Annotated in this window: 12 protein-coding genes; 6 read left to right on the top strand and 6 right to left on the bottom strand. The window is 68.5% G+C overall.

Annotation, left to right across the window (positions count from 1 at the left end; genetic code table 11):
- Nucleotides 1-12 precede the first annotated feature (12 nt).
- A complete protein-coding gene (gene thiD, locus WS96_RS10685; RefSeq protein WP_059832431.1) occupies nucleotides 13-822 on the top strand; it encodes a bifunctional hydroxymethylpyrimidine kinase/phosphomethylpyrimidine kinase in 810 nt (269 codons plus the stop codon).
- A gap of 18 nt (nucleotides 823-840) precedes the next feature.
- Here thiD and WS96_RS10680 read toward each other — a convergent pair whose 3' ends face one another.
- The 4 genes from WS96_RS10680 to tsaB are packed head-to-tail and all read right to left on the bottom strand — an operon-like array spanning nucleotide 841 to nucleotide 4,097.
- Nucleotides 841-1,806 (bottom strand): DUF1853 family protein, encoded by a 966-nt coding sequence (locus WS96_RS10680; protein WP_059832429.1) that lies wholly within the window; start codon nucleotides 1,804-1,806, stop codon nucleotides 841-843.
- Nucleotides 1,803-2,846 carry a uracil-DNA glycosylase gene (locus WS96_RS10675; RefSeq protein WP_059832676.1) on the bottom strand — a complete coding sequence of 348 codons (1,044 nt, stop codon included), beginning with the start codon at nucleotides 2,844-2,846 and terminating at the stop codon, nucleotides 1,803-1,805. Before WS96_RS10675 ends, WS96_RS10680 begins: the two co-directional genes overlap by 4 nt.
- Nucleotides 2,833-3,333 (bottom strand): ribosomal protein S18-alanine N-acetyltransferase, encoded by a 501-nt coding sequence (gene rimI / locus WS96_RS10670; RefSeq protein ID WP_034207684.1) that lies wholly within the window; start codon nucleotides 3,331-3,333, stop codon nucleotides 2,833-2,835. Before rimI ends, WS96_RS10675 begins: the two co-directional genes overlap by 14 nt.
- Nucleotides 3,330-4,097 (bottom strand): tRNA (adenosine(37)-N6)-threonylcarbamoyltransferase complex dimerization subunit type 1 TsaB, encoded by a 768-nt coding sequence (gene tsaB, locus WS96_RS10665; protein ID WP_059832427.1) that lies wholly within the window; start codon nucleotides 4,095-4,097, stop codon nucleotides 3,330-3,332. Before tsaB ends, rimI begins: the two co-directional genes overlap by 4 nt.
- 147 nt (nucleotides 4,098-4,244) lie before the next feature.
- Between tsaB and WS96_RS10660 the strand changes: the two genes are divergently transcribed.
- The 3 genes from WS96_RS10660 (at nucleotide 4,245) to aceA (ending at nucleotide 8,119) form a co-directional block, all read left to right on the top strand.
- Nucleotides 4,245-4,514, top strand: a complete 270-nt coding sequence (locus WS96_RS10660; protein WP_034207686.1) for an acyl-CoA-binding protein — start codon at nucleotides 4,245-4,247, stop codon at nucleotides 4,512-4,514.
- A 357-nt stretch (nucleotides 4,515-4,871) separates the two neighbouring features.
- Entirely contained in the window at nucleotides 4,872-6,413 is a 1,542-nt protein-coding gene (locus WS96_RS10655; RefSeq protein WP_059832424.1) for a DEAD/DEAH box helicase, read from the top strand.
- Nucleotides 6,414-6,811: 398 nt separating this feature from the next.
- The gene (aceA, locus tag WS96_RS10650) at nucleotides 6,812-8,119 is read left to right on the top strand and encodes an isocitrate lyase (RefSeq protein ID WP_059832422.1); all 1,308 of its coding nucleotides are present in this window, start codon (nucleotides 6,812-6,814) and stop codon (nucleotides 8,117-8,119) included.
- A 210-nt stretch (nucleotides 8,120-8,329) separates the two neighbouring features.
- Here the strand turns inward: aceA and WS96_RS10645 are convergent, their stop codons facing one another.
- Together WS96_RS10645 and WS96_RS10640 are read right to left on the bottom strand one after the other, a co-directional pair.
- Complete coding sequence (locus tag WS96_RS10645) at nucleotides 8,330-8,764, bottom strand: universal stress protein (protein ID WP_034207688.1); 435 nt, start codon at nucleotides 8,762-8,764, stop codon at nucleotides 8,330-8,332.
- Nucleotides 8,765-8,920: 156 nt separating this feature from the next.
- On the bottom strand, nucleotides 8,921-9,826 hold the full coding sequence (locus WS96_RS10640; RefSeq protein ID WP_034207689.1) for a LysR family transcriptional regulator: 906 nt from the start codon (nucleotides 9,824-9,826) through the stop codon (nucleotides 8,921-8,923).
- Nucleotides 9,827-9,981: 155 nt separating this feature from the next.
- On the opposite strand from WS96_RS10640, the gene WS96_RS10635 reads away from it, so the two are divergent.
- Complete coding sequence (locus WS96_RS10635; protein ID WP_034207690.1) at nucleotides 9,982-10,743, top strand: haloacid dehalogenase type II; 762 nt, start codon at nucleotides 9,982-9,984, stop codon at nucleotides 10,741-10,743.
- Between the two features lie 65 nt (nucleotides 10,744-10,808).
- Complete coding sequence (aceB, locus tag WS96_RS10630; protein ID WP_034207691.1) at nucleotides 10,809-12,401, top strand: malate synthase A; 1,593 nt, start codon at nucleotides 10,809-10,811, stop codon at nucleotides 12,399-12,401.
- Nucleotides 12,402-12,562 lie beyond the last annotated feature (161 nt).

Here is a 12,562-nt window from a genome sequence, read left to right as displayed (position 1 = left end):
CACGTTGCCCTCATGACGCACCCGATACCCAACATCCTGACGATCGCCGGCTCCGATTCGGGCGGCGGTGCAGGCATCCAGGCCGATCTCAAGACCTTCTCCGCGCTCGGCGCGTACGGCGCGAGCGTGATCACCGCGCTGACCGCGCAGAACACGCGCGGCGTGACGGGCGTGCATGCGCCGGACGCCGCCTTCGTGACCGCGCAGCTCGACGCGGTGTTCGACGACATCCGCATCGATGCGGTCAAGATCGGGATGCTCGCCAACGCGGCGATCGTGCACGCGGTGGCCGACGCGCTGCGCCGTTACGCGCCGCGCTTCGTCGTGCTCGACACGGTGATGATCTCGAAGAGCGCCCACGCGCTGCTCGCACCCGATGCCGTCGACGCGCTGCGCGACACGCTGCTGCCGCTCGCGACGATCGTCACGCCGAACCTGCCCGAAGCGGCCGCACTATTGAACGATGCGCCCGCGTCCACCGAAGACGGCATGGTCCGGCAAGGCCAGGCGTTGCTGCAAACGGGCGCGCGCGCCGTGTTGATGAAGGGCGGCCACCTGCCCGACGCGTCCGCGAGCCCCGACTGGCTCGTCGAAGCGACACGCACCGTGCGGCTCGAAGGCGCGCGCTTGCCGGTCGGCAACACGCACGGCACCGGCTGCACGCTGTCGTCGGCGATCGCCGCGCTGCTGCCGCAGCAGCCCGACCTGGAAAGCGCGGTACGCGACGCCAAGACCTACCTGACCGGCGCGATCGCCGCGAGCGGCCACCTCGACGTCGGCCACGGCGTCGGCCCGGTCCATCACTTCCATCGCTGGTGGTGAGCGCGGGCTGACGCGGCGTCAGCGATCCTGCGCCGCGAACGCCTGCGCGCGCGCCGGCCAGTCGTCGGGCACGACGAAACCGCGCGCCGTCTCGCGCCACGTGCCGTCGGCCCCATTTTCATGGATGCCGATCAGGTCGGGCGCCTGGCGCGCCGCCAGCACGGGCGGCAGTTCTAGTGCGCTCGCCAGCGGCTCGGGCTCGACACCCGCGCCGGCGGCGGCACGCCGCGGCGCCAGCCACGCCAGCCTCGGCAACGCGCTCCATGCCGCGCCGTCACGCTGCGCGGCCGCCCACGCCGGCCACTGCGCGTGCGTCAACCAGAACCCGCGCGGGTGATCCGGCGCGATTTCGGCGGATACCGGCGAGACCGGTGTGCCGTACGGATGGAACAGCCAACCCTTGATGAACATCTGCGCGTCGGACGGCGCGCCGTAGCCGAGCCGGGCAAAGCCGTCGTGTTCGCCGAGCCGCAACTGGTGATCGAGCAGCCGGCTGCGCTTGCGGTCGAACCGGTCGACGAGATTGGGGCCGACGAAGTCGGCAAGCGACGCGCCGTCGCTGACCGGCGCGCACAGATAGCACTTCACCGCGAGTTCCCAGTGCAGGCGCCGGCCATCCGGCGCGTCGACGAGAAAGTCGACTTCGCCGAGCGTGCGGCCGTTGCTGCGCAGCGGCAGATTGGCCGCGACGAGCCGCAGCGACGGCCCGTGCGTCAGAAAATACTCGAGCAGGCATTCGGCGTAGCGTCCGAGCCGGGTGGGCCGAAACCCGTCGAGCGCGCGATGCAGCGGCTCGGGCCGCGCATCGAGCGCGGCGAGCCACCCTTCGACGGCCGCTTGCCCGGCCGCATCCGGCCATGGGTGGGCGAGCGGTGCGCCCGGCACCGCGGTGAGCAGGCTCGGGCTGGCCAGCAGCCAGCCCAGGTCGCGCACCGCGACGTCATGCAGCGTATCGACGAACGCGCACGCCGCGCCGGTCGTCATTGCCCGGTCGGGCCGTTCGCGTCGGCGCCTTCCGCACGCCGGAACGTGTCGCGCGCGAGGCACAGGTCGGCCCACGCCTTGGACTTGTCCTGCAGGCTGCGCAACAGGTAGGCCGGGTGGTAAGTGACGATCACCGGCACGCCCTCGTACGCATGCACGCGGCCGCGCAGCGACGCGATGCTCGCGTCCGTCTTCAGCAGCGTCTGCGCGGCAAAACGGCCGAGCGCGACGATCAGCTTCGGCTTCACGAGCGCGACCTGGCGCTGCAGATAAGGCTCGCAGCTCGCGACCTCGTCCGGCTCCGGGTTGCGGTTGCCGGGCGGCCGGCACTTGATCACGTTCGCGATGTACACGTTGTCGCCGCGCTTGAGCGACAGCGACTGCAGCATGTTGTCGAGCAGCTTGCCGGCCTGGCCGACGAACGGCTCGCCCTGCTTGTCCTCGTTCTCGCCCGGCGCTTCGCCGATCAGCATCCAGTCCGCTTCGCGGTCGCCCACGCCGAACACGGTGTTGGTCCGCTTCTCGCACAGACGGCACAGCGTGCAGTCCGCCACGCGCGCGGCCAGCGCATCCCAGTCGAGCGCGGCGACCGGTGTGCCGGCGGGACGCGATTCGGCGGGCGGCACGCCATCGCCCTGCGGCGCCGCGTCGAACCATGCGAAATCGTCGTCCCCGGCGGGCGGCGCATCATCCTTCGGCGGCACCGTATCGGACAATGCGGCCGAATCGGACGGCACAGCCTGCGCGGGCGGGCGATCGCCATCGACGACACCGTGCGCCGGCGCCCGCGACTCGCGAGCCGGCAAGCCACCGGCAGCGCCACGCGCGACGGCCGCTGGCGCGTCGTCCTGCTCCGGCGCACGCGCCGCACGCGCCGGCCGATCGGCCGCGACGACGGAACCGACGTCGGCCGTCGCGGTTGGCGCGGTCGCCGCGACGGCAGGCGCATCGGCTGCCGCGCCCTCGCCCGCGCGTTGCCCGCGCCGTACCCAGATCTGCGCGAGGCCCAGTTCCTCGAGCGCCGCTTCAGCCCACGCCATGCGCATCCCCCTCGTCCTTGTTCAGCGTCAGACGCATCACGATCGCGTCCTCCCGGCTGCGATGCTTCGCCGGATAGTAGTTCTTGCGCCGGCCGATCGTCACGAAGCCGAAGCGCTCGTACAGACGGATCGCGCGCGGATTGGACGGCCGCACCTCGAGCAGCACGCCGTCGAGCCGCTCCGCGCGCGAAATGCGCACCGCCTCGCGCAGCAGCGCGAGGCCCGCGCCCGCATGTTGCGCGGCCGGCGCGACGCACAGGTTCAGCAAATGCATCTCGTCGATCACGGGCATCAGCACGCAATAGCCGACGAGCGACCCGGTCACGTGCCGCAGGCACACGCCCAGATAGCCGTTGCGCAACGAATCCTCGAAGTTGCCGCGGCTCCACGGGAATTCGTACGCGACGCGCTCGATCGCGACGACCTCGTCGAGATCGGCGTCCGTCATCGGCGCCAGATAGCGGTCGCTCAGCAGGACACCCGTCATCCGTTCGCTCCGCCCGTCTGCGCGGCCCGTGCCGCGATGCGCTCGGCCGTGGTCTGCGCGACCTTGTCGCGCACGTATTCGGGCGCGGCCTGGTCGGCCGGCACCGCACGCCCCGCGCGGAACGCACGCAGCGCGGCATGCGCGACCGCCAGCGCATGCGGCAGCGCGTCGCCGTCGATCGCGGCGGCCCGTGCGACGGCCGGCAATTGCGCGCCGAACGCCGCGGCCGCATTGCCGGCGAGGACGAACGGCGCGTCGGGTACGCCGACGGCACCCGGTGCGTCGAGCGACGCCGGATGCACCGTGCGCCAATCGCCGGCGCCGTCGTCCCACGCGAAATCCGCCCAGTAGGCTTCGTCCATCCGTGCGTCGAGCGCGGCGAGCACGCGGACCGTGCCGGGCGCGCGCAGCCGCGCGTGCTCGGCGCACGCGAGCAGCGTGCCGATCGGCACGACCGGCAGCCCGCTCCCGAATGCGAGGCCCTGGGTAATGCCGGTCGCGGTCCGCAGGCCCGTGAACGAGCCGGGGCCCGCGCCGAACGCGATCGCGTCGCAATCGGCGAGCGTCAGCCCGGATTCGGCGAAGAGTTCCTGGATCGCCGGCAGCACGCGCGTGCTCGACACGGCGCCCGTCGGCTCGTGACGGACCCAGGTTTGCGGGGTGGAAACGGCGTGATCGGCGGGGGCCGAGCGCAGCAGCGCGACCGAGCAGTATTCGGTCGACGTATCGATGGCGAGGAGCACTGTTTGCGTCATGGCCGACATTGTAATGCGCCGCCCCGCTCCCACGGGCGATCGGGTCCGATCTGTGCGCACGCGCGGCGCCGGCCGCGGTTTGGAAGGATCGCTCGACCCCGCGCGACGGCCCGCTTGTTAAGATCGGCCGATCTGAAACCCTTACGGAGACACCCGATGAGCGAACTCACCGCCCGATTCGACCAGGCCCAGATCGACGTCAAGCAACTGACGGAACGGCCGGGCAACCTGACCCTGCTGCGCCTGTACGCGCTCTTCAAGCAGGCGACCGACGGCGATGCGCACGGCGACAAGCCCGGCTTCACCGACATCGTCGGCAAATACAAATACGATGCGTGGGACGCACTGAAGGGCACGTCGCAGGATGCGGCGAAGCAGCAGTACATCGAACTCGTCGAATCGCTGAAAAACGGCACGGCGTCCTGACCGGATCGCCCGCGCCGCAATCGGCAATCAAATCAGTGGCGCAGCGCAGCAAATTTCTCTATAATGCGGCCTGCGTCACCTCCCGCGCTCGGCTCGCAAGCCGTTCCGGCCCGACGCCTCGTAGCGTTAAGCTCCAATCCGGTTTAGAACCTGTCCCCTCCTGCTTCGACCCTTGCGGTCGTCAACTAGGCTGGCGGTCCCGCTCCTGAAGCGCGCCGCACCCAAAACAGCTTCTAATGCCTCATCCGCCGACGGTTCGGCGGATTGCACCCGTTTCCCGATTTGCTCGCTGAATCCGACGACTTGGGTATGCGCGATTGGCGCCGACGTTTCACCCACTGTGTTTCAAGGATTGTTATGACTTCGAGCATCAACTCCAGCCCGCTCAACGCGATCGCCGACCAGGCGCTCGGTCTCGACGCCGCCGCACCGGCCGCAGTCGAACCGGCGTCGGACGAGCCGAGCTTCGCGTCGCTCGGGTTGTCGCCGGAGATCGTCTCCGCGCTGCAGGCCGCCGGCTACGTGAAGCCGACGCCGGTGCAGCAGCGCGCGATTCCGGCCGGCATCGCCGGCCGCGACCTGCTGGTGTCGAGCCCGACCGGTTCGGGCAAGACGGCCGCATTCATGCTGCCCGCGATCGAACGTTTCGCGCAGCTCCAGAAGACGCAGGCGCAGCAGCCGCGCGCGCCGCGCGAACCGAACCAGGGCGACCGCCGCGTGCGCCGCCCGCAACCCGTCGCGCGCCCGGGCCTGCTCGTGCTGACGCCGACCCGCGAACTCGCGATGCAGGTCACGACGGCCGCATCGACGTACGGCAAGCATCTGAAGCGCCTGCGCACGGTCAGCATCCTCGGCGGCGTCGCCTACGGCCAGCAGCTGATGCTGCTCGCGAAGAACCCGGAAATCCTGGTCGCCACGCCGGGCCGCCTGCTCGATCACCTCGAGCGCGGCCGCATCGACCTGTCGGAACTGAAGATGCTCGTGCTCGACGAAGCCGACCGCATGCTCGACATGGGCTTCATCGAAGACATCGAAACGATCGTCGCCGCCACGCCGGAATCGCGCCAGACGATGCTGTTCTCGGCCACGCTCGACGGCAAGATCGGTTCGCTGACGAGCCGCCTGTTGAAGGACCCCGAGCGCATCGAGATCCAGCAGCGCCTGGAATCGCGCGCGAACATCGCGCAGACCGTCCATTACGTCGACGACCGCGACCACAAGGATCGCCTGCTCGATCACCTGCTGCGCGACGACGCGCTCGACCAGGCGATCATCTTCACGGCGACCAAGATCGACGCCGACCAGCTCGCCGGTCGTCTGGCCGACGCGGGCTTCGAATCGGCCGCGCTGCACGGCGACCTGCCGCAAGGCGCGCGTAACCGCACGATCCGCGCGCTGCGCGAGCGCCGCGTGCGCGTGCTGGTGGCCACCGACGTCGCGGCCCGCGGCATTGACATCCCGGGCATCACGCACGTGTTCAACTACGACCTGCCGAAGTTCGCGGAAGACTACGTGCACCGTATCGGCCGTACCGGCCGCGCGGGCCGTTCGGGTATCGCGGTGAGCCTCGTGCATCATGCCGAGCAAGGCGCGCTCAAGCGCATCGAGCGCTTCGTGCGCTCGCCGCTGCCGGTCAACGTGATCGAAGGTTTCGAGCCGCGCAAGGCGCCCCCGCGCAACGGCGGCAACGGCGGCCGCGGCCGTCCGGGCGGCGGCAACGGCGGTCGTCGCTTCGGCGGCAAGCCGGGCGGCGGTTATGGCGGCAACGGCAACGGCCGCAGCTACGGCGGCGGCAATGGCGGCGGCTGGAGCGGCAAGCCGGGCGGCAGCCGCGACGGCGGCCCGCGTCGCGACGGTCAGCGCAACGGCGGCCCGCGCCGCGGCAATTCGGCCTCGTAAGACAGGTACCCACGGGCGGCCGGCGGCCGCCCTGCGGATCGGCCACCCGGCCGTCCAGCCAACCGGCGCATCCGCGCCGGTTTTTTTGTCTCGCCGTCAATTTCACGATGCGGAAAATTTTTTTGCGTCGTAAAAAATCATGCTGCAAGGCACAAGTCGCACGATTGCGGGATAGGAAAACGCATTTCTTATCTCGAAATCAACTTGGCAAGCCATTGATTCAAAACAACTAAAAAATTCCTCGCTTGCCGAGACAGCCCCTGTTTCGCTCCCGCCGATTTGCCTAGACTCTTATACAAGACTTCGCGAAACGGAATGCACCGCTTCCCCGCTTCGCGAACGGCATCACCACCGTCAGATTCGGCCCGTCACGCCTACACCGCATCAAGGAGCTCATCATGTCGCGTCAGCAACAGGCACAGGAACTGCAGCAGCAATGGGAAACCGATCCGCGCTGGAAAGGCATCAAGCGCAGCTACTTGGCTGAGGACGTCGTCCGCCTGCGCGGCTCGATCCCGATCGAGCACACGCTGGCCAAGCGCGGCGCGGAAAAACTGTGGAGCCTCATCAACAACGAGCCGTTCGTCAACGCACTCGGCGCGCTGACCGGCAACCAGGCGATGCAGCAGGTGAAGGCGGGCCTGAAAGCCATCTACCTGTCCGGCTGGCAAGTGGCCGGCGACGCGAACGTCGCGGGCGAAATGTACCCGGACCAGTCGCTGTACCCGGCAAACTCGGTGCCGCTCGTCGTGAAGCGCATCAACAACACGCTGACGCGCGCCGACCAGATCCAATGGTCGGAAGGCAAGAACCCGGGCGACGAAGGCTACGTCGATTTCTTCGCGCCGATCGTCGCCGATGCGGAAGCCGGTTTCGGCGGCGTGCTCAATGCGTTCGAACTGATGAAGGCGATGATCGAGGCCGGCGCATCGGGCGTCCACTTCGAGGATCAGCTCGCGTCGGTGAAGAAGTGCGGCCACATGGGCGGCAAGGTGCTCGTGCCGACGCGCGAAGCCGTCGCGAAGCTGTCGGCCGCGCGTCTCGCGGCCGACGTGATGGGCACGCCGACCGTGCTGGTGGCCCGCACCGACGCGGAAGCAGCCGACCTGATCACGTCCGACATCGACGACAACGACAAGCCGTTCCTGACGGGCGAGCGCACGGTGGAAGGCTTCTTCCGCACGAAGCCGGGCCTCGAACAGGCAATCTCGCGCGGCCTCGCATATGCACCGTACGCGGACCTGATCTGGTGCGAAACGGGCAAGCCCGATCTCGAGTACGCGAAGAAGTTCGCGGAAGCGATCCACAAGCAGTTCCCGGGCAAGCTGCTGTCGTACAACTGCTCGCCGTCGTTCAACTGGAAGAAGAACCTCGACGACGCGACGATCGCGAAGTTCCAGAAGGAGCTCGGCGCGATGGGCTACAAGTTCCAGTTCATCACGCTGGCCGGCTTCCATGCGCTGAACTACTCGATGTTCAACCTCGCGCACGGCTACGCCCGCACGCAGATGAGCGCGTTCGTCGAACTGCAGCAGGCGGAGTTCGCGGCAGCCGACAAGGGCTTCACGGCCGTCAAGCACCAGCGCGAGGTCGGCACCGGCTACTTCGACGCGGTGACGCAGACGGTCGAACGCGAAGCGTCGACGACCGCGCTGCATGGGTCGACCGAGGACGAACAGTTCTTCGACGGCAAGAAGGTCGCATAACACGCGCGGGCGTGACGCCGATGCCGCCGCGTCTCGCGACGCCGCGGCATCGGCCACCGGACAACAATCAGGGAGGAGACGGCAGGCGCGCGAGTCCCATTGCGCGACCGGCCGCGCGGCCTGCGGGCCGCCAGCAACGATGCGCGCCGGCTTCGTCCGGCGCGCCCTTTTTTCGGCGGTGCAGCCGGCCCGGCCACGGCCGGCGCCGCCCTACCGATAGACGATCACCGGAATTTTCGTATGGGTCAGCACGCGCTGCGTCTCGCTGCCGATCAGCAGGCTGCCGAGCCCGCGGCGTCCGTGGGACGCCATGAAGATCACGTCGCAGCCGCCGCGCTCGGCCGCCTCGATGATGCCGAGATACGGCGACGGATGCACGCTCGTCCACGTGTCGCACGCGACCCCGGCCGCCTTCGCGGCCGCTTCCACCTCCTCGAGATGCGCACGCGCCTCGCGCTCGCTGCGCGCGCGGAAATCGGCGGGCGGCTCGATGATCACTTCGGAAAACGGCGAGTACGGGTATTGCGGCAGGCACGCGTAGGCCGTCACGCGCGCGCCGACCGCACGCGCCAGGTCGATCGCACCGTCGATCGCCTTCTTCGACAGTTCGGAACCGTCGGTTGGAACGAGGATGTGCCGGAACATCGCGCCCTCCTTCGTCAATCGCACGCGCGCCGCGGCGCCAGCCGAGCCGGCCGCGACACGGCGCGCATGCCTCTTCCGATTGTAGTGTGCGAAATCGCGCTCACTGCATCGCCAGCGGGTTCGCCCTCATATCGGAAACGCGCGGGCGGGTGTCGCCTACTCGCCCCAATAGCCGGGCCGCTCGTACGTGTGCTTCAGGTAATCGAGAAACAGGCGCACCCGCAGCGGCAGATGCCGGCGCTGCGGAAACACCGCATGGATGCCGATCGGCGGCGCGGCGAATGCGTCGAGCACGCTGACGAGCCGGCCGGCCGCGATGTCCTCGCCGACTTCCCACCACGAGCGCCACGCGAGCCCGTGGCCTGCGAGGCACCACTCGTGCAGCACCGCGCCGTCCGAGCACTCCATCGTGCCGTTCACGCGGATCGACACGACCTTGCCGTCCTCCTGGAACGACCAGCCGCGCTGCTGGTTCGCATTCGCCGCGAGCGCGAGGCAGTTGTGGCGAGCGAGTTCCGCGAGCGTGGCGGGCGTGCCGCGCCGCGCGAGATACGCGGGGGACGCGACGCACACGCGGCGGTTCTCGCCGAGTTTCAGCGACACCAGCGACGAATCGGGCAGCTCGCCGAGCCGCACCGCGCAATCGAAGCCCTCGTTGACGAGGTCGACCATCCGGTCGGACAGGTCGAGCGTGACCGACACGTCCGGGTGTCCGACGCTGAATTCGGGCACGAGCGGCGCGACATGGCGCCGGCCGAAGCCGGCCGGCGCGGAAATCCGCAGGTGGCCGCTCGCCTTGACGCCGCCGGCGGACACGCTCGCCTCCGCGTTCTGCATGTCGTTGATGATGCGCTGGCAGTCCTCCAGGAACGCCGAACCCTCGAACGTCAGCGTGAGCTTGCGCGTCGTGCGCACCAGAAGCTTCACGCCGAGCCGCTCCTCGAGCGCGTCGAGGCGGCGGCCGATGATCGCCGGCGCGACACCTTCCGCATGCGCGGCCGCCGACAGGCTGCCTTTCGCCGCGACCGCGGCGAACGTTTCGATCTGTTTGAACCGGTCCATGACTCTCGCGAGGGCGGCGTCGCCGCCCTTCAAATGGCTTGAGCCGCCAAGATTAGGTATGTGAAAGTAAAAGATCAAGTGATGATTAGCGTCTTTTTTAGCACCTTCGATCACGAATAGAATCGATCCGACCTCTGAAACTGGAGCGCAAGGCTATGTCGGCCACAACGACACTCTCCTCTCCCGACGCCATCCTCTTCGACGCATTCGGCACGTTGTTCGACGTGCGCGCCGTGCTGGCCGCGGCAGAGCAGATGTTTCCCGGTCACGGGGAGCGGCTGTCGCAGCTGTGGCGACGCAAGCAGATCGAATACTCGCAGTTGCGCACGCTCGCCGACCCGGCCGGCGCCCGCTATCGCCCGTTCCGGGACATCACGCTCGATGCGCTGCGGTTCGCCGCGCGCCGGCTCGGGCTCGCGCTGAACGGCGCGGCCGAGAAGCGGCTGATGGACGAATACGCGTGCCTGTCCACCTATCCCGACACGGTGCCCGCGCTGCGCAAGCTGCGCGCGCTCGAGCCGCGCCCGCCGCTCGCGATCCTGTCGAACGGCACCCCGCAAATGCTCGACATCGCGATCAAGAGCGCCGGCATGTCCGGGCTGTTCGATCGCGTGCTGTCGGCCGACACCGTGCGCGCGTACAAGCCGAGCCCGGCAGCCTACGCGCTCGGCACCGCCGCGTTCGGGCCTAACCCGCGCGACATCGTGTTCGTGTCGTCGAACGCATGGGACGTCGCCGGCGCCACCTGGTTCGGCTACACGACGTTCTGGCTCAACCGCACGGGCGCGCCCGCCGAGGAACTCGGCGCGCCGCCCGACGGCACGGGCACCGGCATGGCCGACCTGCTCGCCTTCCTCGCCACCCCGGCTCCGTCCGGCAGACCCGCAAACCGCACGCGCCCCGGCCCGGGTGCATGACGTTCGCCGCTGCCGCCTTCCCCCTTCACCGAAACCGCAACTGACCGACCAAGGAGATGAGACTCATGAGCACCCCGATCACGCTGCCGCAAGGCATGACGATCACCGGCGAAATCAAGCCGGGTTACGAAGCCATCCTGACGCCCGACGCGCTGGCACTCGTCGCGGCGCTGCACCGCACGTTCGAATCGCGCCGCCAGGCGCTGCTGCAGGCGCGCGTCGAGCGCACGAAACGCCTCGACGCGGGCGAGCGCCCGGACTTCCTGGCCGAGACGAAAGCGATTCGCGAAGGCGACTGGACGGTCGCGCCGCTGCCGGCCGACCTGCAATGCCGGCGGGTCGAGATCACGGGCCCCGTCGAGCGCAAGATGATCATCAACGCGCTGAACTCGGGCGCCGATTCGTACATGACGGACTTCGAGGATTCGAACGCGCCGAGCTGGACGAACCAGATCGACGGCCAGATCAACCTGAAGGACGCGGTGCGCCGCACGATCTCGCTCGAGCAGAACGGCAAGTCGTACAAGCTGAACGACAAGGTCGCGACGCTGATCGTGCGTCCGCGCGGCTGGCACCTCGACGAGAAGCACGTGACGGTCGACGGCCAGCGCGTGTCCGGCGGCATCTTCGATTTCGCGCTGTTCCTGTTCCACAACGCGAAGGAACTGATCGCGCGAGGCTCGGGCCCGTACTTCTACCTGCCGAAGATGGAAAGCCATCTCGAGGCGCGCCTGTGGAACGACATCTTCGTCGCCGCGCAGGAAGCGATCGGCGTGCCGCGCGGCACGATCCGCGCGACGGTGCTGATCGAGACGATCCTCGCCGCGTTCGAGATGGACGAGATCCTGTACGAACTGCGCGAACACAGCTCGGGCCTGAACGCCGGCCGCTGGGACTACATCTTCTCGGCGATCAAGAAGTTCAAGAACGATCGCGACTTCTGCCTGGCCGACCGTTCGAAGATCACGATGACGGTGCCGTTCATGCGTGCGTACGCGCTGCTGCTGCTGAAGACCTGCCACAAGCGCAACGCGCCGGCGATCGGCGGGATGAGCGCGCTGATCCCGATCAAGAACGATCCGGAAGCGAACGACAAGGCGATGGGCGGCGTGCGCTCGGACAAGCAGCGCGACGCGACCGACGGCTACGACGGCGGCTGGGTCGCGCACCCGGGCCTCGTGCCGATCGCGATGGAAGAGTTCGTCAAGGTGCTCGGCGACAAGCCGAACCAGATCGCGAAGCAGCGCGACGACGTGCAGGTCGAAGGCCGGAACCTGCTCGACTTCCAGCCGGAAGCGCCGATCACCGAAGCCGGCCTGCGCAACAACATCAACGTCGGGATCCACTACCTCGGCGCGTGGCTCGACGGCAACGGCTGCGTGCCGATCCACAACCTGATGGAAGACGCGGCCACGGCCGAGATTTCCCGCTCGCAGGTCTGGCAATGGATCCGCTCGCCGAAGGGCGTGCTCGACGACGGCCGCAAGGTCACGGCCGAGCTCGTGCGTGAATTCGCGAAAATCGAACTCGACAACGTGAAGCGCTCGGTCGGCGGCAACACGCAGCCGTACGAGCGCGCGGCGGCGATCTTCGAGCAGATGTCGACGTCGGAAGGCTTCACCGAATTCCTGACGCTGCCGCTGTACGAGGAAATCTGACGACGCCGCCGTTGCGTCGCCGGCCGGCCACGCCGTGCCGGCGGTCGCATGCGACGGCGGCACGAAAAAAGCGCCCCGCGGGGCTAATGCCGTTCAGTTAAGCGACTGAACGGCATTTTTGTTTGCGCCAACTTGTTGTAAACGGGGCGTGGCGATGTTAA

Source organism: Burkholderia sp. MSMB1835, assembly GCF_001526365.1.
Classification (GTDB): Bacteria; Pseudomonadota; Gammaproteobacteria; order Burkholderiales; family Burkholderiaceae; genus Burkholderia.
The sequence above is the reverse complement of the archived record's forward strand: the minus strand, read 5'-3'. Positions and strand labels throughout refer to the sequence as shown.

Excerpts from the sequence above, each read along its gene's own strand:
- WS96_RS10635 (WP_034207690.1), top strand. The coding sequence starts at position 9,982 with ATGTCGGCCACAACGACACTCTCCTCTCCCGACGCCATCCTCTTCGAC.
- thiD (WP_059832431.1), top strand. The coding sequence starts at position 13 with ATGACGCACCCGATACCCAACATCCTGACGATCGCCGGCTCCGATTCG.
- rimI (WP_034207684.1), bottom strand. The coding sequence starts at position 3,333 with ATGACGGGTGTCCTGCTGAGCGACCGCTATCTGGCGCCGATGACGGAC.
- WS96_RS10655 (WP_059832424.1), top strand. The coding sequence starts at position 4,872 with ATGACTTCGAGCATCAACTCCAGCCCGCTCAACGCGATCGCCGACCAG.
- WS96_RS10640 (WP_034207689.1), bottom strand. The coding sequence starts at position 9,826 with ATGGACCGGTTCAAACAGATCGAAACGTTCGCCGCGGTCGCGGCGAAA.
- WS96_RS10660 (WP_034207686.1), top strand. The coding sequence starts at position 4,245 with ATGAGCGAACTCACCGCCCGATTCGACCAGGCCCAGATCGACGTCAAG.
- WS96_RS10675 (WP_059832676.1), bottom strand. The coding sequence starts at position 2,846 with ATGGCGTGGGCTGAAGCGGCGCTCGAGGAACTGGGCCTCGCGCAGATC.
- tsaB (WP_059832427.1), bottom strand. The coding sequence starts at position 4,097 with ATGTCGGCCATGACGCAAACAGTGCTCCTCGCCATCGATACGTCGACC.
- aceB (WP_034207691.1), top strand. The coding sequence starts at position 10,809 with ATGAGCACCCCGATCACGCTGCCGCAAGGCATGACGATCACCGGCGAA.
- WS96_RS10680 (WP_059832429.1), bottom strand. The coding sequence starts at position 1,806 with ATGACGACCGGCGCGGCGTGCGCGTTCGTCGATACGCTGCATGACGTC.
- WS96_RS10645 (WP_034207688.1), bottom strand. The coding sequence starts at position 8,764 with ATGTTCCGGCACATCCTCGTTCCAACCGACGGTTCCGAACTGTCGAAG.
- aceA (WP_059832422.1), top strand. The coding sequence starts at position 6,812 with ATGTCGCGTCAGCAACAGGCACAGGAACTGCAGCAGCAATGGGAAACC.